At 62.5% G+C, this 17718-nt stretch carries 18 protein-coding genes; 5 read left to right on the top strand and 13 right to left on the bottom strand.

Going from position 1 to position 17718, the window contains the following annotated elements; all coding sequences use genetic code 11:
• The first annotated feature begins 83 nt into the window (after positions 1 to 83).
• Positions 84 to 1415, top strand: a complete 1332-nt coding sequence (locus ACR3YK_RS00475; RefSeq protein WP_486175312.1) for a M20/M25/M40 family metallo-hydrolase — start codon at positions 84 to 86, stop codon at positions 1413 to 1415.
• A gap of 39 nt (positions 1416 to 1454) precedes the next feature.
• Here ACR3YK_RS00475 and ACR3YK_RS00480 read toward each other — a convergent pair whose 3' ends face one another.
• The 8 genes from ACR3YK_RS00480 to ACR3YK_RS00515 all read right to left on the bottom strand — a co-directional run bounded on the left by ACR3YK_RS00480 (position 1455) and on the right by ACR3YK_RS00515 (position 10181).
• A complete protein-coding gene (locus tag ACR3YK_RS00480; protein ID WP_486175313.1) occupies positions 1455 to 2387 on the bottom strand; it encodes a glycerophosphodiester phosphodiesterase in 933 nt (310 codons plus the stop codon).
• 89 nt (positions 2388 to 2476) lie between these two features.
• Positions 2477 to 3379: a ribokinase gene (locus ACR3YK_RS00485; RefSeq protein ID WP_486175314.1), complete on the bottom strand. Its 903-nt coding sequence runs from the start codon at positions 3377 to 3379 to the stop codon at positions 2477 to 2479.
• A gap of 36 nt (positions 3380 to 3415) precedes the next feature.
• Positions 3416 to 4891, bottom strand: coding sequence for an SDR family oxidoreductase (locus ACR3YK_RS00490; RefSeq protein ID WP_486175315.1), 1476 nt, complete (start codon positions 4889 to 4891; stop codon positions 3416 to 3418).
• Positions 4892 to 4957: 66 nt separating this feature from the next.
• Positions 4958 to 5794, bottom strand: a complete 837-nt coding sequence (locus tag ACR3YK_RS00495) for a CAP domain-containing protein (protein WP_486175316.1) — start codon at positions 5792 to 5794, stop codon at positions 4958 to 4960.
• 58 nt (positions 5795 to 5852) lie between these two features.
• Positions 5853 to 6710 (bottom strand): aldehyde dehydrogenase family protein, encoded by an 858-nt coding sequence (locus ACR3YK_RS00500; protein ID WP_341620823.1) that lies wholly within the window; start codon positions 6708 to 6710, stop codon positions 5853 to 5855.
• On the bottom strand, positions 6707 to 8218 hold the full coding sequence (locus tag ACR3YK_RS00505) for an aldehyde dehydrogenase family protein (RefSeq protein WP_486175317.1): 1512 nt from the start codon (positions 8216 to 8218) through the stop codon (positions 6707 to 6709). The genes ACR3YK_RS00500 and ACR3YK_RS00505 overlap by 4 nt, the downstream gene beginning before the upstream one ends.
• 8 nt (positions 8219 to 8226) lie before the next feature.
• Positions 8227 to 9240 (bottom strand): deoxyribose-phosphate aldolase, encoded by a 1014-nt coding sequence (gene deoC, locus ACR3YK_RS00510; protein WP_486175318.1) that lies wholly within the window; start codon positions 9238 to 9240, stop codon positions 8227 to 8229.
• Positions 9237 to 10181, bottom strand: a complete 945-nt coding sequence (locus tag ACR3YK_RS00515; protein WP_341620820.1) for a sugar-binding transcriptional regulator — start codon at positions 10179 to 10181, stop codon at positions 9237 to 9239. Before ACR3YK_RS00515 ends, deoC begins: the two co-directional genes overlap by 4 nt.
• A 189-nt stretch (positions 10182 to 10370) precedes the next feature.
• On the opposite strand from ACR3YK_RS00515, the gene ACR3YK_RS00520 reads away from it, so the two are divergent.
• The gene (locus ACR3YK_RS00520; RefSeq protein WP_486175319.1) at positions 10371 to 11336 is read left to right on the top strand and encodes an ROK family protein; all 966 of its coding nucleotides are present in this window, start codon (positions 10371 to 10373) and stop codon (positions 11334 to 11336) included.
• Here the strand turns inward: ACR3YK_RS00520 and ACR3YK_RS00525 are convergent.
• The gene (locus ACR3YK_RS00525; protein ID WP_486175320.1) at positions 11333 to 12580 is read right to left on the bottom strand and encodes an MFS transporter; all 1248 of its coding nucleotides are present in this window, start codon (positions 12578 to 12580) and stop codon (positions 11333 to 11335) included. The two genes, ACR3YK_RS00520 and ACR3YK_RS00525, sit on opposite strands and share 4 nt — an antisense overlap.
• A gap of 90 nt (positions 12581 to 12670) precedes the next feature.
• Here ACR3YK_RS00525 and ACR3YK_RS00530 point away from each other — a divergent pair, with 90 nt between their 5' ends.
• Positions 12671 to 12940, top strand: a complete 270-nt coding sequence (locus tag ACR3YK_RS00530) for a hypothetical protein (RefSeq protein ID WP_341620817.1) — start codon at positions 12671 to 12673, stop codon at positions 12938 to 12940.
• 8 nt (positions 12941 to 12948) lie between these two features.
• Here the strand turns inward: ACR3YK_RS00530 and ACR3YK_RS00535 are convergent, their stop codons facing one another.
• From ACR3YK_RS00535 to truB, 4 genes are read right to left on the bottom strand one after another with little or no spacing between them, the layout of a single operon-like run.
• Positions 12949 to 13905 carry a bifunctional riboflavin kinase/FAD synthetase gene (locus ACR3YK_RS00535; RefSeq protein WP_486175321.1) on the bottom strand — a complete coding sequence of 319 codons (957 nt, stop codon included), beginning with the start codon at positions 13903 to 13905 and terminating at the stop codon, positions 12949 to 12951.
• A 1-nt stretch (position 13906) separates the two neighbouring features.
• Complete coding sequence (locus ACR3YK_RS00540) at positions 13907 to 14320, bottom strand: hypothetical protein (protein ID WP_486175322.1); 414 nt, start codon at positions 14318 to 14320, stop codon at positions 13907 to 13909.
• A 25-nt stretch (positions 14321 to 14345) separates the two neighbouring features.
• Positions 14346 to 14714, bottom strand: coding sequence for a hypothetical protein (locus ACR3YK_RS00545; RefSeq protein ID WP_486175323.1), 369 nt, complete (start codon positions 14712 to 14714; stop codon positions 14346 to 14348).
• Positions 14707 to 15681 carry a tRNA pseudouridine(55) synthase TruB gene (gene truB / locus ACR3YK_RS00550; RefSeq protein ID WP_486175324.1) on the bottom strand — a complete coding sequence of 325 codons (975 nt, stop codon included), beginning with the start codon at positions 15679 to 15681 and terminating at the stop codon, positions 14707 to 14709. Before truB ends, ACR3YK_RS00545 begins: the two co-directional genes overlap by 8 nt.
• A 132-nt stretch (positions 15682 to 15813) precedes the next feature.
• On the opposite strand from truB, the gene ACR3YK_RS00555 reads away from it, so the two are divergent.
• Together ACR3YK_RS00555 and ACR3YK_RS00560 are read left to right on the top strand one after the other, a co-directional pair.
• A complete protein-coding gene (locus tag ACR3YK_RS00555; protein WP_486175325.1) occupies positions 15814 to 16818 on the top strand; it encodes a ketopantoate reductase family protein in 1005 nt (334 codons plus the stop codon).
• Positions 16815 to 17708: an HhH-GPD family protein gene (locus ACR3YK_RS00560; RefSeq protein WP_486175326.1), complete on the top strand. Its 894-nt coding sequence runs from the start codon at positions 16815 to 16817 to the stop codon at positions 17706 to 17708. The genes ACR3YK_RS00555 and ACR3YK_RS00560 overlap by 4 nt, the downstream gene beginning before the upstream one ends.
• Positions 17709 to 17718 lie beyond the last annotated feature (10 nt).

Below are 17718 nucleotides of genomic sequence, written 5' to 3' on the forward strand. Positions count from 1 at the left end.
TGCGCTCTGACTGTCATCGTGTCTCCGTTTCCTTACCCCTCGGGCGAAAGCGAGCACCGGGTGCTGCTCGCTAGAGTCGAGGTATGAAGAGTGCTTTGGCTGTTGAACACCTGCAGGAACTGGTTCGAATCCCGACAATTTCCCGAGTGGATCCGTCCGCTACAGAGTGGGCCGAGTTTGACCGTTTCGCTCAGACATTGCGCAAGCTGTATCCACTGTGCCACAGCCGGCTCGAGCGCGAGACGGTGCTGGACCATTCGCTTCTTTTCCGGTGGCGCGGCCGAGCATCCACCGAGCCCGCCGTGCTGATGGGGCACTACGACGTCGTCGCGGCGACCGACGAAGGCTGGAAGCGACCGCCTTTCGCGGCAGAACTCAGCGGCAAGGGTGACGAGCAACTGATCTGGGGGCGGGGCACCCTCGACGACAAAGGCTCTGTCGTCGCCATTTTCGAGGCCGTCGAGGCTCAGCTCGAAGCGGGGCTCGTGCCCGCTCAAGACATCTATTTGTGCTTCGGTCACGACGAGGAAACCCACGGCACCGGCGCCTCCGCCATCGTCGATCTCCTCGAGAGCCGGGGCGTAAAGCCCACGCTGGTGCTCGACGAGGGCGGCGCGATTGTTGACGACGTGTTCGATCAGGTCGATGCGCCCATGGCGGTCGTCGGCGTAGCCGAGAAGGGCACTGCGACGCTGCGCTTGACGGTTGACCAGTCGGGTGGCCACGCCTCAACTCCCCCCAAAATCTCCGCCGCAGTTCGCCTCGCGCAGGCCATCGTTCGGTTAAACTCGCGACCGTTTCCCTCGCGCCTAACCTCGACGGGAGCTGACCTCATGCGCCTCCTTGGCGAACATGCGGGCGGTGTCACGGGTTTTCTTCTCCGTAATGTTTCGTGGACTAAGCCATTTCTTCTGCCGATCCTGGTGCGCAAGAGCGACGAGCTCGCCGCAATGATGCGCACCACTCAGGCCGTGACGATGTTGGAAGGCGGCCATGCCGTCAATGCGATGCCCGAACGGGTGAGCGCCATCATCAACGTGCGCATCGCCGTGAACTCGAGCCTCGACGAGACACTTGCCCACGTCACGCGCGCGATTAACGACAAGCGCGTTCGGGTTTCCGTTGATTCCCCTGGTGAACCATCGCCGGTGTCGGCCACCTCGGGACTCGCCTGGGAGCTTCTTCGTTCCACGATCGAAAAGAGCTTCCCAGGAACAATCGTGACGCCCTACGTTCAAAATGGTGCGACCGACAGCCGCCACTTCACGCGCATCAGCAACGGTGTTTACCGCTTCACCCCCTTCGCGATGGCGCGCGAAGTGCGAGACACGCTCCATGCTCGCAACGAACGGATGCTCGTGAGCAGTTACCTCGACGGCATCGAGTTCTATCGCTCGCTCATCGCGTCACTGTAACGGCACACGGTCGCGCTGCTGCCGCTGTGACCGTCGACCCTAGCGAGGCGGTGCGAAGGGCAGCGGGCTCGAGTCGTTGACTTCCTTGGCGATCCAGGTGCCAAGCTCGGCCGGGCGATCCGTGACGATCCCGTCGACACCGAGAGCCACGGCATCCGACCACAGATCGGAGTCATTGAGGGTGTAGATCAAAATGCCCAATCCGGCATCATGTACCTGCTGTACGAGCTCAGGATTGCGTGTGATCGCGCTCTTGCTCGTCACGAGGGCGACGGCTCCCGCCGCGGCGGCCAGCTCGGCCGGGTCGCCCACAATGTCGCGCACGATAAGCATGCCGGGCAGCTCGGGGCTCACCCGCTGCACCGCTTGGAGCGTCATGATGTCGAAGCTGCCCAGAATGACGTAATTGGTCACGCCGTTGCGAGCAATGAGGTCAGCAACAAGCGCGATATGGTCATCGGTCCACGACCCTTTGAGCTCGAGGATGGCGTTCTTGGTCGACCAGCGCAGCACGTTAAGAAACTGCTCAAGGGTTGGCACTGTTGCTCCGGCGAATTCTTCACTAAACCATGAGCCGGCGTCGAGGGCCGAAAGTTCTTCGTAGGTGTACATCCAGACGGGGCCGGTGCCGTTCGTCGTGCGATCGACGGTCCAATCGTGCATGAGCACGGGCACACCATCTGCGGTGAGCTGAACATCGGTTTCGACGTAGTCGGCGGCGCTATCGAGTGCGAGTCGTAGAGCCTCAAGCGTGTTCTCGGGTGCCACCGTCTTATCGCCACGGTGGCCGGCGATGAAAGCCGCTTCGCCCGGTGCTTTCAAAGAACTGAAGGCGCCGACTGCGTGCACCCGAACGACGTCCGCGTTGAGCACGAGCGCTAACGTAATTGCTGCGACGATGGTCGCGGCCAAGGCCGCTCGCGATGCTCGAAAATTGCGTCTCGGGTGGGCCGGGTTCTGCGATGTCGCCATTGACTCGCCATCCTTAGGTCGGGTTACCGCACGTTCGCGGTGACCCCACTATAGCGAGCCTGTTACCAATCCGTTACCTTATTGGCGAATTACTTGAGGCGTGTCTCGATGGCCTCGCGGTGAGGGATCGACGGCACAGCGCCGTGGTTCTCTACCGAAATGGATGCCGCGGCTCCCGCAAAGCGCAGGGCGTCATCCAGCATCATGCCCTCCACCACTCCCGCGGCGAAGGCACCGCAGAACGTATCCCCTGCGCCAGTGGCGTCGACCGCGGTGACGCGATGAGCCGGAACTATGACGGGCTCGGAGCCCACACGGTGAAGCGCGGCACCCTGAGAGCCGAGCGTGACGATGACGGTCGAGACCAGACCGAGTAGGCGTTCGCCGATGCCATCGAGTTCGTCGGAAAGACCGTTGTCCTTGGCGAGCTCGGCAGCTTCGTGTTCGTTCACGATGAGGATGTCGAGGTTCTCGAGAAGTTCTGCGGGCAGCGCCTGAATAGGGGCGGCGTTCAGAATTACCTTCGTACCGACAGCCCGAGCAATCTTCGCCGCGGAAATTACGGTGGCCAACGGGATTTCGAGCTGCATGACCAATGCGGATGCCGCACTGATCGCTGCGGAGTCAGCGGCGGTGAGGTCGGCGACAGCGGTGTTCGCTCCGGCCTCGACGATGATCGTGTTTTCGCCCGTGTTGTCGACCGCGATGAGGGCGGTGCCGGTGGGCTTTCCGGTGGTCTTGAGGTGAGTGACGTCGATCGAGTCTGCGGCGAGCCCCGAGCGCACCATTTCGCCGAAGCCATCGTCACCGACAGCTCCCACGAAGGTCGTCGCGACGCCGGCACGCGCAGCAGCGACGGCTTGGTTCTGGCCCTTGCCGCCCAGAGCGGTGTTCACACTGCGCGACAGCACGGTTTCGCCCGGCGAGGGGATGCGGTCCACTCGAAAGACCTGATCAATGTTTGCGCTACCAACGACGACAATTCCAGACATTAGTCAAAAGTAACGCATTACCGGCACGAGCGGGGTTCACTTCGTGGCAGAATCCGATTCTGCCGCCGCAACGATGCGGTTGACCATTCCGCTGAAAATCACGCCGTGGAATGGCAGGATCGCAGCCCAGTACAGTCGCCCGCCGAGTCCGCTCGGAAAGAACACCGCACGCTGGCGATAGAACGCTCCGTCTTCGCCGCGGTCTTCGACGCTCAGTTCAAGCCATGCTCGGCCCGGCAACTTCATTTCGGCGCGCAGCCGCAAGCTGTGCCCGCGCTCGATGCTTTCCACGCGCCAGAAGTCAAGGGCGTCGCCCGTGTTCAAAGTGGTCGGATGACGGCGGCCACGGCGCAAGCCGACCCCGCCAACCAGCTTGTCGAGCCAGCCGCGCAGAGCCCACGCTAGCGGGAAGGAATACCATCCGTTCTCGCCGCCGATCCCCTCGACCACAGCCCACAGCGCCTCCGCAGAAGCGGGCGTCGCGCGTTCGCGCAGGTCGGTGTAGACAGTGTGACCGGTCCATTCCGGGTCACTCGGGATGGGGTCGCTTGGCGCGCCTACGACGGTGGCGTCTTGCCAGCTGGTTTCGACTTCGCCGTCGCCCATCTTCACGAGAGCCAAGCGAACGGAAGCACGATAGCTCGTGAGCCCGCCCTCAGGCTCAGGAATGAACTCTGAGACGGATTCGTCGCGAACGACACAGTCAAACTGCAGCGACTCGATGATCGGTACCGCCAGCAAGCGCGGGATCGGCGTCACCAGGTTGACCCACTGTGAGGCAAGCCACGGGGTGAGCACGGGAAGAGATGCGATGGGGCGCTGGTGAAGCCCCGCCTCGAGGGCATAACCGTTCATCATCTGGCCGTAACGCAGCACATCCGGTCCGCCGATATCGAAGCTGCGGTTGAGGTCGTCGGGAAGATCGAGCGCCGACACCAAGTAGTAGAGAACGTCGCGCACGGCGATCGGCTGAATGAAGTTGCGCACCCATTTCGGGGCAGGCATGTAGGGCAGCACCTCGGTGAGGTGACGGATCATCTCGAACGATGCCGAACCCGAACCAATCACGACTCCTGCGTTGAACGCGATCGTCGGCACGCCCGATTCAAGGAGGATGTTGCCGACCTCAGCTCGGCTGCGCAAGTGTCGGCTGAGCTCCGAAATGTCGCCCTCGGGGTGCAGGCCGCCCAGATAGACGATGCGGGAGACTCCCGCTTTCTTCGCCGCTGTGGCCACGTTTGTGGCCGAGAGCTTCTCGGTCTTTTCGAAGTCACCGGCGGCGCCCATGGCGTGCACGAGGTAGTAAAGCGCGTCTACTCCGTCGACGGCATCGACGAGGCTGTCAGCGTCGGTGAGATCCCCCACGATGACTTCGACATCGTCGCTCCACGGCACATCGCGCAGCTTGCGCGGATTGCGCACAAGTACCCGCACACTGTGCCCCGCCTCGATGAGTCGAGGCACCAGTCGGCCGCCGAGGTATCCCGTTGCTCCAGTTACAAGAACGCGCATTCCGTAACCCTAGGCACGGCCGCTGGGAGGTAGCGCACAGTTAGCTCGGTATCCGCCGCTGCCGCCCTACGGGCGAGCGCGACGACCGACGGGCCGGCGTGACGAGAGCCGACGCCAGAACAGAAACCAAGCGCCACCACCGAGGGCAAGGATGCTGAAGAAGATCGTCCACGCGATCCAGGTGTAGTCGGGTTTAGCGCCGTACACGCTGGCTTGCAATTCGGCTTGAGTGAGTGTCGGCGCTGCATCAGCATCAACTTGCCCTACAGTGCCTTCGCCAGCCGAGCTGTCGGAGGACCCATCCGAGCCCGAGGACGATTCCGTTGAATCGCTCGCGCTCGGCGTTGCCGTAGGGGTCGGAGTTGCTGTTTCACTCGGATCATCAGCCGGCTCTGACTCTGGCTCCGGCGCTGTAGCGGCGGGAGCGTCCGGACCGGTGTGGCCGGGGTAGGTGGCAAACACCTGCACGCCCCACGTCGTTCCCCCGCTCGAATAGAACGCGATTCCGATGTCGGTGAAGTCCCCCAGAATGTTCTCCCGATGGCCCTGAGACGACATCCAGCCATCGTGCATGGCCTGAGCCGTGCGATACCCCTGCGCCACATTCTCTCCGGCAGAACGCCAGCCCGCTGGAATCTGCGTGGAGTAATCGGGGTTGTGCGACATCGTGCTGCTCGCCGCCATCTTCTTGGCCCAGGCCAGAGCGACGGCGTCCATGTCCGCATTGCGGATGAGTCCCTGCTGACCGTTATCCCACCGGGCCTGATTAACAAGACCGTGGATAGTGTCAGCCTCGGCAGCTGAAGCGGGGGCAGCAGCAGCGACGGGGACTAAGAAAATCGCGAGAAGAAGGGCAAAGAATCCGCTGGCGATACGAGAGGGAGTGTGGCGTGAAAAAATCATTACTCAGCAAGTATCCGTAGATACGCGCGCTGGGCAACCCCCACGCCACACCTCTCGGCTAAATCAGAGACTTCGTGTGCCAGACCGTCTTCGTTTCGGTCCACTGAACGATGCGTTCGATGGATGGTGCGGGAACTCCCACGACCGGGCCTGAGACGCGCTTGAGCGTGTCGGCAGCCGCGATTTGAAGGTCAACCCACTCGAGCTGTTCTGCTCCGGCAAGGTCGAGACCATTGACATCCGCGTGGCTCGCAAGCCACGGCGCGATCTCGGCGGGCGAGCCCGTGAGGATGTTGACGACTCCCCCGGGAACGTCACTCGTAGCGAGAACCTCAGAGAGGCTGATCGCACTGAGCGGAGCGTTCTGGTGGGCGACGACGACAACGGTGTTACCGCTGACGAGAGCCGGAGCGATCACGCTCACGAGGCCCAGCAACGACGACGAGTCCTGCGGGGCAACGATGGCGATGACGCCACTGGGCTCGGGAGTCGAGAGGTTGAAGTACGGGCCAGACACCGGGTTTCCATTTCCGGCAACCTGCACGTACTTGTCAGCCCAACCGGCGTACCACACCCACGCATCGATAGCGGTGTCGACCTGAGTGGTCGCCGCCGACTTCGAGAGTGATTCGGTCGCCATGAGCTCGTCGACGAACTGCTCGCGACGACCCTCCAAGAGCTCCGCAATGCGGTACAGCACCTGGCCGCGGTTGTAGCCCGTGGCGCCCGACCAACCGTTGACGGCCGCACGGGCTGCAACAACTGCATCCCGAGCATCCTTGCGGCTAGCGAGCGAGGCATTCGCGAGAAACGCACCCTTCTTGGTCGTCACTTCATAGGTGCGGCCGCTTTCGCTGCGCGGAAACTTGCCACCAATGTAGAGCTTGTAGGTCTTAGGAACCGTGAGACGGGTCATTTCTTGCCACCTTTCGTGACGGCGGGCGCGGCCCATCCGGCGGATTCTAGGTAAGCGGCCAGTCCGTGACGGCCACCCTCGCGGCCGTAGCCACTCTCCTTGTAGCCACCGAACGGCGACGCAGGATCGAAACGGTTGAACGTGTTGGCCCAGATGACGCCGGCGCGCAGCTTGTCAGCCACAGCGAGGATGCGCGAGCCCTTGTCGCTCCAGATGCCCGCAGACAGCCCGTAGGGGGTGTTGTTGGCCTTGGCGATGGCCTCGGCCGGGGTGCGGAACGTCAGAACGCTCAGAACCGGCCCGAAGACCTCTTCGCGAGCGATACGGCTCGAGGTCGAGACGTTCGTGAAGATGGTCGGAGCGAACCAGAAACCGTTCTCGGGGATCGCGCAGTCGGCGGTCCAGCGCTCGGCGCCTTCTGCTTCGCCGACGTTGCTGAGTTCGCGGATGCGGTCGAGCTGAGCTTTGGAGTTGATCGCACCGATGTCGGTGTTCTTGTCGAGCGGGTCTCCCAGGCGCAACGTCGAGAGTCGCGCCTTGAGGCGATCGACGACCTCGTCGTGGATGTTCTCTTGAACCAGAAGGCGCGAACCTGCACAGCAGACGTGACCCTGGTTGAAGAAGATGCCGTTGACGATTCCTTCGATGGCCTGGTCGATCGGAGCATCATCGAAGACGATGTTCGCGGCCTTGCCACCGAGTTCGAGGGTGACCTTCTTGCCCGTTCCCGCAACCGACTTGGCGATTGCCCGACCAACGCCGGTCGAACCGGTGAAGGCAACCTTGTTGACATCCGGGTGGTTGACGAGGGCCTGGCCCGTGTCTCCCGCGCCGGTAACGATGTTGACGACACCCTTGGGCAGGTCAGCCTGCTGCAGGATCTCGGCAAAGATCATCGCGCTCAGCGGCGTGGTTTCTGCCGGCTTGATCACGACAGTGTTTCCTGCGGCGAGCGCCGGAGCAATCTTCCACGCGAGCATGAGCAACGGGAAGTTCCACGGGATCACCTGAGCGGCAACACCGAGCGACTGCGGGTTCGGTCCGAGACCGGCGTAGTCGAGCTTGTCGGCCCAGCCGGCGTAGTAGAAGAACCACGCAGCAACGAGAGGCACGTCAACGTCACGGCTCTCCTTGATCGGCTTTCCGTTGTCGAGGCTCTCGGCAACGGCAAGCTCGCGAGCTCGCTCTTGCACGAGGCGAGCGATGCGGAAGAGGTACTTACCGCGGTCTGCGCCCGAGAGCTTCGACCAGGTGCGGTCGTAGGCCTTGCGAGCTGCGGCGACAGCGGCATCCACATCGGCGTTGTTGGCGTTGGAGATCGAGGCGATCTCCTTCTCGGTCGCCGGGGAGATCGTGGTGAACGCGTCGCCGCGACCATCCACAAACTCACCATCGATGAAGAGACCGTAGTGCTTCTTCAGGTGCAAAACCGACGTTGATTCGGGGGCGGGAGCGTAGTCGAGAAAGCTCGGGGCCTTCGCGCTCACTGCTTTGTCATTCTCAGTCATGGTGTGCCTTAGTCAATCGTGACGTAGTCGGGGCCGGAGTAGTGGCCGGTGGTGAGCTTCTGACGCTGCAAGAGCACGTCATTGAGGAGACTCGATGCGCCGAAGCGGAAGAGGTGCGGCTGAAGCCATTCCTCGCCCACGGTCTCTGCAACGGTCACGAGGTACTTGATGGCATCTTTGGAGCTTCGGATGCCGCCAGCAGGCTTCACACCGATCTTTTCGCCGGTGAGCAGGTGCCAGTCGCGCACAACCTCAAGCATGAGCAGCGTGACGGGCAGGGTCGCTGCCGGCGACACCTTTCCGGTTGACGTCTTGATGAAGTCTCCGCCGGCCAGGATCGACAGCCACGAGGCTTTGCGCACGTTGTCGTAGGTGTTGAGTTCACCGGTTTCCAAGATCACCTTGAGGTGAGCGTAGGTACCGTTCTCGCGGCGGCAGGCCTCCTTGACGGCCACGATCTGATCGAAGACGACACCGTACTTGCCGGAGAGGAAGGCGCCACGGTCGATGACCATGTCGATTTCGTCCGCGCCATTGGCGACGGCTTCTTTGGTGTCCATGATCTTGATCGGCAGCGATGAGCGTCCGCTCGGGAACGCGGTGGCGACGGCGGCAACGTTGATTCCGTTGTCTGAGCCGTTCGACCAGGCCGAGCCCAGGGCATCTGCCGCGTAGGGAACCATGTCGCCATAGACGCACACTGCTGCAACCTGCGGGGTCGAGGCATCCGTGGGGTCGGGCAGCATGGCTTTCGCGGCGAGCGAGCGAACCTTGCCGGGGGTGTCTGCACCCTCGAGCGTCGTGAGGTCGATGAGCTTGATGATGGTATCGAGAGCCCAGGCCTTTGACGTGGTCTTGATCGATCGCGTGCCCAGCCCCGCAGCACGCTGCTCAAGCCCGACCGCGTCGACGCCCGAGAGCCCCTCGAGGTGCAGCTTGAGTGACTTCTCGGTCAGATCTGAGCCGATGAGGTTGACCGCGCGCTCAGCAGGAGCGAGCGCGATGGCCTTGTCGATTGTCATGTTGTTTCCTCCAGAAGGGCGTGAGCGGTGGCCTCATCGGTGACGATGACGGAACACAACCCACTGGTAACGACGGCGCGCGCGACGTCATGTTTAGCGTCGCCAGCGACGACAAAAATTGCGTGCTCGGCAGCACGAAGCTCGTCAAGACCGAGACCGACAGTGCGCTCATCCAGAGCAGAGTCGACGATCTTGCCTGCACTGTTGATGTAGCGACCAACTACATCGCCCACGGCCCCCTTAGCGACGAGGTCATCGACATCGCTCTCGCTCAGGTAGCCACTATCGACGTGAACCGAACTAGCACCGGCAACACCGGCGCTATACAAGTAGGCGGATGCCGAAGCACCCAGAGCACGAACGCTCGCCACAGCCCGGTCGCGCTCAATCGCACGCTTCGTTTCGACCTGCTCCAGAATCGCGGGGATCGGCAGCAGCGTCGCTTGACCGTGCCCCTTCTGCGCAATCGTGACGGCAGTTTGGGCGGCGGTGCCTTGCTTGCTGTTGAGGCTCACACCACCATTGATCTGCACAACCTGCACGCCCACGGTCCAGCCGGGAGCAAGTAAGCGAGCAACCTCATCGAGTGTGCGACCCCAGCTCACGCCGAGAGTGCGAGGCACGGGACGAACGGCAGCCAAGTAATCGGCAGCCGCTTGGGCCACGCGAGGGTTGACTTCTTCGTCGTCGGCGGGCAGCGGAACAACGACCGCGTCTTTGAGACCGAAGCGGTCTCTCAGCTGGCGTTCGACATCCAGCCGACGGGCGCGGGGGTGAATGATCTCGATCCGGACGATGCCGGCTTCACGGGCGCGGGTAAGAAGGCGGCCCACTTTCCAGCGGGTTATACCGAGAAGAGCGCCGACTTCATCTTGAGTCTTGTTCTCTTCGTAGTAGAGCTCGGCAACGCGCACGGCCAATAGCTCGGTTGATTCATCCACTGCTGCCTCCTCCCTCAACGATAGAGTCCTGCACACCGTGCTGCAACATATGCAGTAGCGCTTGCTCACATGAGCAGACACAGGGAGCAGCGAGTGCGCACATGCGCAGCCAACACCCCGAACCTGAACACCACACGAACGCGGGTCTGTGGGCGCAGCACTCCCCCTGCACCCCATAAGGTGGATGCCGTGACCACCACCACATCGAATCGCTATGCCCTCGCCATTGATATTGGCGGAACCAAAGTCGAGGCTGCCCTCGTCGACCCGAACGGTGTCGTCCTTGCGACAAGCCGCTTCCGCGCGCCCACGGGCCGCGCATCGTCGAGCGAGCAACTCGCCGAGAGTGTGCGCACGGTCGTGCGCCAGTCGACCGCCGCCCTGCCCGAAGGCGCTGAACTCCTCGGCGTCGGCATCGGTAGCGCCGGCCCCATTTCGGTATCGCGCGGCGAAGTATCCCCCCTCAACTTGCCCGCCTGGCGCGACTACGGCGTGCGCGCGCTCGTCGAAGCAGAGCTCCCCGGCACTTCGGTTGCCCTTCGCGGCGACGGCAACTGCATCGCCCTGGCCGAACACTGGATTGGTGCCGCTCAAGGAGTGAAGTACTTCATGGGCATGGTCGTCTCGACCGGCGTTGGCGGCGGTCTCATTCTTGACAACCAGCTCATCGACGGCCCCACCGGCAACGGCGGCCACTTCGGTCACGTCGAAGTCGGCGGAGAAACCGTCGTGTGCGGCTGCGGCGGAACCGGCTGTGTCGAGGCGGTTGCCTCTGGCCCCAAAACTGTCGAATGGGCGCAGGCTCAGGGGTGGACCGGCTCGACCGGTGAAGAACTTGCCGCAGACTACGCCGCCGGGAACGACATCGCGATCAGCGCCGTACGTCGTTCGGCTCGTGCCGTCGGCCACGGAATTGCGTCAGCAACGGCCCTCGTTGATCTTGAACTCGTCGCCATCGGCGGCGGCTTCTCGCACGTGGCCGCCGACTACATCGACCTCGTTGCCGAAGCGATCACCGACCGCGCACCGTTCCCCTTCATCACGAAGGTGCGCGTCGTGGCATCCGGGCTCTCCAGCGATGGCCCGTTAATCGGCGCTGCCGCTCTCGTGCATCACCCGGAGCGACTGAGCACGTCTGCACTCAGCTCGAGCTAGTCCTCGAGCGCCGCTACAGCAATCCCTAGTTCGTCTTCGACGAAGCTCGGGCGCGCCAGCATTACGGCACTGATGAGCGCCAGCAAGCTCGAGACGAGCAAGAACATCAGCGGCCAGAACCAGCCACCACTTACTTCACGCACGAGCGCAACGGCGAAGGGGCCGAGTGCTGCCACGGAGTAGGCGACGCTCTGCACGAAACCACTCAGCGCCGCTGATCCCTGATGGCTGCGGGTGCGCAGGTTAATCAGCACAAGGCACAGAGGAAACAGAATCGTACTCAGACCGACGAGCACGACAGACACCCACGTCAATGTCGTCGGGATCAGGGCGAGACCGAGGTAACCAAGAACGCCGATGAAAACTCCTCCGGCAATAACGGCACCGATGTTTGAGATCTTGCTGGCCAAAATTGGGCTCAGAATACCCAAAGGAATCCCGATGAGCCCGAAGAGTGAGAGCGTTGCCCCCGCATCGACGGGCGAGAATCCTGCAGACTCAATGAGAATTTCCGGTAGCCACGCGAAGAACGAGTAGAACCCGATCGACGAGACGCCAAACGTGATCGTAATTGCCCACGCCGTACGCGACCGGGCCACAGCCCACACCGAGATGCTGGATGCCACGGGCACCACTGTCGCGTCACGCGCGGCGTTTCGTTTAGCTCGTCGCCCGCGCAGTGTGAGCACAAGCCACGGGAAGAAGGCCGTGAGCGCGAGCACTGCCCACACGGCGACGGATGCCCGCCACCCAGCGACCTCCGCCACCGGAGCCGCGAAGAAGGCGGGGATGGCGGCACCCAAGGAGATGAGCATGACGTAACCACCGGTCACCGTCGCGAGACGGTCCGGGAAGTACTTCTTCACCGCCGGAGGCAGCAACACGTTACCGACGCCCATACCTGCAAGCGCGATGAGGCTACCAAGCGCCAAAAGAATGTAGTTGTCACTGACCGCACGAAGCGCAGAGCCAGCAACCATGGAGGCCGCCGCAATCAGCAGACTCGCGTCGAGGCCGCGGGCGCGAGCGAGAGCCGGAGCAGTAAGTCCGGCGATCGCAAAGGCAATCGGAGGCAGCATCCCGAGCACACCAAGCCCGAGGCTAGAGATCGGTATGTCGTTTTCAATGATGCCGATAATCGGCGAGATGGCGGCAACCGCGGTGCGCACGTTGAGGGCAACGAAGAGGATGCCCGCAAGCGCGAGAAGGCGCCCCCTCCAGAGGGTGCGCGTGGGAGTAATCATTCGCACGAGTCTACGGTGCAAAAACACTAAGCCCTACGATGGTGGGTATCGCCGGCAACTCGTGTCGGTTGACATCTCAGGGAGACACACATGGGAAACAGCGGATTCGACCTCGGAGACATCGGCGACGTCGTCGGCGGCCTCGTTCAGGGGAAGGGCCTCGACACCGACGCTCTCGAGCCCATTTGGGAAGGCATCCAGCCGACGCTGCAAGGACTCGACACCGACACCATTCTCGAGACCATCGCCAACTGGGCGAAAGATCTCAACCTACCCCTCATCGGCGATGTGCCCGATGACATCGTTGAGAACCTCAAGAACGGTGTGAAGGTACCGCTCGACAAGCTCATCAAGGGCTAGCCGCTCACCTATTTCTTGGGCGTCTCTTTCTCTGGGACGCCCAAGATTTCTCTCACCGCGACCTCGTCCAAGCACATTTGCTCAATGAGAGCGTCTACCGTCGTGTACTTCACCATCCCGCGCACATACTCGACAAATTCGACCTCAACTCGCTTGCCGTAGATATCGAAATCTTGGTCGAGAGCGTGGGCTTCTACTTGCTTCTCGGGCACCCCGTCAAAAGTCGGGTTGTTGCCAATCGAGACCGCGGCGGCGAATCGAACTCCGTCAACAACGAGCCATGCAGCATAGACGCCGTCGGCGGGAATAAACCCTTCAAGATTGCGATCTAGATTGGCGGTCGGATATCCGAGCTCGCGCCCGCGCTGCTGCCCGAGCACCACCACACCCCGCACGGAGTGAGCTGCCGTGAGCAACTGCGCAGCCTCAGCAACCCGGCCTTCAGACAACAATTCGCGCACAAACGTAGAAGAGACCCGGCGGCCCTCCTCGAGAGCGATGTCCTCGATCACAACCACCTCAAAGTCATACACTCTGCCCAGTTCGCGCAGTAATGCCACGTCGCCAGCGCCGCGAGCGCCGAAGCGGAAGTCCGCACCGACAAGAACAACCTTCGTATCGAGCGCCTCGGCGAGCACCGTCGAAACGAAATCCTCGGCCGAGACCTCGCTCAGCGCCCGGTCAAAGGTCAGCACGAGCGAGCCGTCGACCTCAGTCGTGGCCAGACGCTCAAGCTTTTGTTCCTTACTCAGCAAAGGCTGCGGGCACGCAGCGGGGTTCAGCAAGCTCATCGGGTTGCGGTCGAAAGTAACGACGACCGAACGCAAACCACGCTCAGCCGCCACCTCACGTAAACGATCGAGTACGGCGCGATGACCGCTGTGCACGCCGTCGAATTTGCCGATCGTGATGGCGACCGGGCCGTACGACTCGGGCACGGCATCCAGTGATTCGAAAAGATCCATATCAGCGACGCCCCTCAGCGATACGTACCCGGTACAGCCAGATAAGGCCAAGCACGGGAAGAGCGAGTGGGATGAAAAGGTAACCAGCCCCAAAAGCCGACCAGACGGTGTCTGCCGGGAACAGCACGGCATCCACGAGACTGAGCGTGCCAACGGTGATAACTCCCACAAGTTCAAACACGATCGCAACAACGGCAACTCGATACCACGTGCGCCCCGAACGGATCAGCGCAACAGTAGCAACGATATACACGAGGCCTGCTACGGCCGACAAAAGGTAGGCGAAGGGAGCCTCGTTAAACTTCGTCGCAATTTGAAACAGCGAACGCGCGGTAGCGCCCAACGCCATCACGGCGTAGACGGCAATGAGTACTCGACCAATACCCGAGGCAGTCGAAGAACGTGTGTTTGTCATCCCTGTCAACTTTAGGCGCTCTTGGCTAGGCCACCTGCACAAACCAGATCTGGCTCATGCGGTAGACCATTACAGCGATCGACAAACACGCGACCCCCAGAATCACGGTGCTCCAGCGGTTGCGTTCGATGAGGCCCCACATGACCGCGGCGGGCGGGATCAGGATGGCCGACACCAGGTAAATCCAGAACTCAAGGGCACTACCGGTGGCCACGTTGCCCAAGAACGGCGAGACGATAGCCATGACCAGTTGCACGATCAGCAGCGCCTCAACGAGAAGCGTCGCGCCCAAGGAGTAATCGTTGGGGGCGACCTTGGCAAAGCCTGCGATAACAGCGGCGGTTCCGGCCACAACCGCAACGACTACTTGCACCCACACAAACCACTCAACCATTGTTCGGGGTTCCTTCCTCAGAAACGGGCTCGCCCTCCGCAGCAGCATGCCCGTGAGGTTCGAGAGGTTGCGCATCCGGCGGAAAATTCGACAGAACTCGGGCACGCCCGTCGACGATGTGGATGAGCCCCTGAAGGCGACCATCGGGCGCGAGAGCGGCAATGGGTGATCCCTGCTGCGGTTCAAGAGCGATTCGCTTGCCGTCGGAGAGATCTTTCGACTGCTCAGCATCGAGCTGCACCGTCTCGAAGAGCTGGGCGGCTACCACGGCGGGAGCAACCAGCTGCGTCTCTAGGTCAGAATCGAAGGCGCTCGCGTTCTCCACAGAGAACGGGCCGACTTTGGTGCGGCGCAGCGCCGTCAAGTGCCCGCCGAGGGTAAGTGCCTCGCCAAGATCACGAGCCAGTGCCCGGATGTACGTGCCCGACGAACAATCGACCAGAACCTTCAGATCGATGAACTTTCCGCGCGCGATCTCGAGCACGTCGAAGCGAGAAACAGTGACCGTGCGCTCCGCGAGAACGACGTCTTCACCGGCGCGCGCCAAAGCGTACGCACGCTTGCCATCGACCTTGATGGCGCTGACGGAACTCGGGCGCTGCGAAATAGCTCCGGTGAGGTTGGCGACGGCGTGTGCGATGTCTTCGTCGCTGACAGCGGCGAGAGCCGCGGCATCCACGCGTTCTGAAAGCTCGCCCTCAGCGTCGTCGGTAGTGGACGATGCTCCCAGACGAATCGTCGCGGTGTACTGCTTATCCAGCCCGACGAGGTAGGTGAGTAGTCGCGTGGCATTGTTGGCGCCAAGCACGAGAAGTCCTGTTGCCATCGGATCGAGAGTGCCGGCGTGCCCGATTTTGCGAGTGCCGATCGACTTGCGGGCGCGCGCGACAACGCCGTGGCTCGTGATGCCCTGTGGTTTGTCGACGAACACGATTCCACTGGCAGGATTGCGCGGCGGTTTAGCCATGCGATTCCCTCCACCCTGGCGACCCCGGATGGGTAGCCCATCAACTTTAGCCAATTCTGACGCACGCTTGGCGCGTGTGTCGTTGTGGCTGGCGCCCGAGAAATGTTCATCCACTGCGCCTAGACTGCCGCTATGCGAATCGGCATTATTGGGGCAGGTGCCGTCGGCGGCGCAATTGCAGGATTACTCGCACGTGCCGGTAATGATGTCGAAATCACGGCACGCGGCGCGCACCTCCACACCATTCGAGAGTCAGGCCTCACCCTCACCGGGGCATGGGGCGATAGCCTCTCCCGGGTCCGTGCCTCCGCAACCCTTAGCCGGGTCAACGAACTCGTCATCGTGGCCACGAAAGCGCACGACGCAGAACAAGCGCTTCGCGACAACATTCGTTTTGTGCGCGATATTCCTGTCGTCATCTTTCAGAACGGTCTCGACTCCCTCGAGACCACTGCCCACGCTTCGCCGCGATCAGACATCATTGGCGGCCTCGCCACCTTCGCCTCCTCGTTCCTCTCCCCCGGCACTATCCACGTGACTGCTGCGGGCCCGAGTTACCTTGGCGTGGTCGGCGACAACGACGTACCCGCTCGCTACGCCGCTGACGTGCTCAACACCGTCATGCCCACCTTTGCCGTGCCAAACTTTCGCGGAGCTCAGTGGACCAAACTTGTCATCAATCAGGTCAACGCGCTGCCTGCCATTACCGGACTCAGCGTGCAACAGGTCATCGCCGATGCCCGACTGCGTCGCATCATGACCGCGAGCATGCGCGAGACGGTCAAGGTCGCTCTCGCCCAAGGAATCCGTTTCGAGACCCTTCAAGGGGTCTCCCACCGTCGCCTACGCAAACTTGCGAGTTCACCATTGTGGGTGGGCCAGCTCCTCCCGCGGGCGATGAGCCGGCGCATGGGCCGCACCCCGAACCCTGGCTCCACCCTGCAGAGCATTCGTCGCGGCCAACCGAGCGAAGTGGATGCCCTCAACGGTGCCGTAGTGCGAGCGGCGCACGAAAGTGGTCGCGAGGCTCCTGTGAACGCGCTCATGGTCGAGCTTGTGCACGATGTTGAAGCCACCGGCAACTTTCTAAGCGTCGACGACGCCGTGGCGCGATTCGCCGCTGCGACACAGCAGTGACCGCTACGGCACCCGCGCCGGATCGCGCGGAACTTTCGCGCCACATTCGCGAGTGGTTTGCTGACGCGGGGCGCGACCTACCCTGGCGCCACGACGGTTTTGGCGCGTGGGGCATTCTCGTCAGCGAGATCATGCTGCAGCAGACTCCCGTGGTGAGGGTGATCCCTCGCCTCGAGCAGTGGCTTGAGCGGTGGCCGACGCCCGCAGCGCTTGCTGCTTCTGCTCCCGGCGATGCGGTGCGAGCGTGGGAACGCCTGGGCTATCCCCGACGCGCCCTCAATCTGCATGCCGCGGCCACCGTGATCGCTGAGCAGCACAACAACGTGGTGCCCGACGATGTGCCGACCCTCCTGGCTTTGCCCGGCATCGGCGACTACACCGCACGGGCTGTGGCCGCGTTCGCGTACGGGCACCGGCATCCGGTGGTCGACACCAATGTGCGACGAGTCATCGCTCGAGCTGTGAATGGTGCCGGGGAGGCCGGTCCTCCGTCGACCAAACGCGACCTCGCGGCGATGGAACTGCTGCTTCCCGAGGAGCGTGCTGCCGCTCAAGCAACAAACGCCGCCGTTATGGAGCTCGGCGCTCTTGTTTGCACCGCCAAGAAGCCGCTATGCGAGCAATGCCCCGTGCGCGATCTCTGTGCGTGGCGTACCGCGGGCTACCCCGCCTACGAGGGCAAGAAGCAGATCGTGCAGAAGAAGTTTGAAGGCTCGGATCGCCAGGTGCGCGGGCTCATTCTCGCCGAGCTGCGCGCGAGCGATATCCCCGTGACGGCAGCCGAAATTGATCAGGTCTGGGCGGATGCCGCCCAGCGAGAGCGCGCGCTGGCTGGGCTCCTGAAAGACGGACTCGCGGTCGCCGAAGGCTCGGGCTACGTTCTGCCCTAGGGCGACCACC

It is taken from the genome of Salinibacterium sp. 10G20-15 (genome assembly GCF_057365065.1).

Excerpts from the sequence above, each read along its gene's own strand:
- ACR3YK_RS00475 (WP_486175312.1), top strand. The coding sequence starts at position 84 with ATGAAGAGTGCTTTGGCTGTTGAACACCTGCAGGAACTGGTTCGAATC.
- ACR3YK_RS00480 (WP_486175313.1), bottom strand. The coding sequence starts at position 2,387 with ATGGCGACATCGCAGAACCCGGCCCACCCGAGACGCAATTTTCGAGCA.
- ACR3YK_RS00485 (WP_486175314.1), bottom strand. The coding sequence starts at position 3,379 with ATGTCTGGAATTGTCGTCGTTGGTAGCGCAAACATTGATCAGGTCTTT.
- ACR3YK_RS00490 (WP_486175315.1), bottom strand. The coding sequence starts at position 4,891 with ATGCGCGTTCTTGTAACTGGAGCAACGGGATACCTCGGCGGCCGACTG.
- ACR3YK_RS00495 (WP_486175316.1), bottom strand. The coding sequence starts at position 5,794 with ATGATTTTTTCACGCCACACTCCCTCTCGTATCGCCAGCGGATTCTTT.
- ACR3YK_RS00500 (WP_341620823.1), bottom strand. The coding sequence starts at position 6,710 with ATGACCCGTCTCACGGTTCCTAAGACCTACAAGCTCTACATTGGTGGC.
- ACR3YK_RS00505 (WP_486175317.1), bottom strand. The coding sequence starts at position 8,218 with ATGACTGAGAATGACAAAGCAGTGAGCGCGAAGGCCCCGAGCTTTCTC.
- deoC (WP_486175318.1), bottom strand. The coding sequence starts at position 9,240 with ATGACAATCGACAAGGCCATCGCGCTCGCTCCTGCTGAGCGCGCGGTC.
- ACR3YK_RS00525 (WP_486175320.1), bottom strand. The coding sequence starts at position 12,580 with ATGATTACTCCCACGCGCACCCTCTGGAGGGGGCGCCTTCTCGCGCTT.
- ACR3YK_RS00530 (WP_341620817.1), top strand. The coding sequence starts at position 12,671 with ATGGGAAACAGCGGATTCGACCTCGGAGACATCGGCGACGTCGTCGGC.
- ACR3YK_RS00535 (WP_486175321.1), bottom strand. The coding sequence starts at position 13,905 with ATGGATCTTTTCGAATCACTGGATGCCGTGCCCGAGTCGTACGGCCCG.
- ACR3YK_RS00540 (WP_486175322.1), bottom strand. The coding sequence starts at position 14,320 with ATGACAAACACACGTTCTTCGACTGCCTCGGGTATTGGTCGAGTACTC.
- ACR3YK_RS00545 (WP_486175323.1), bottom strand. The coding sequence starts at position 14,714 with ATGGTTGAGTGGTTTGTGTGGGTGCAAGTAGTCGTTGCGGTTGTGGCC.
- truB (WP_486175324.1), bottom strand. The coding sequence starts at position 15,681 with ATGGCTAAACCGCCGCGCAATCCTGCCAGTGGAATCGTGTTCGTCGAC.
- ACR3YK_RS00555 (WP_486175325.1), top strand. The coding sequence starts at position 15,814 with ATGCGAATCGGCATTATTGGGGCAGGTGCCGTCGGCGGCGCAATTGCA.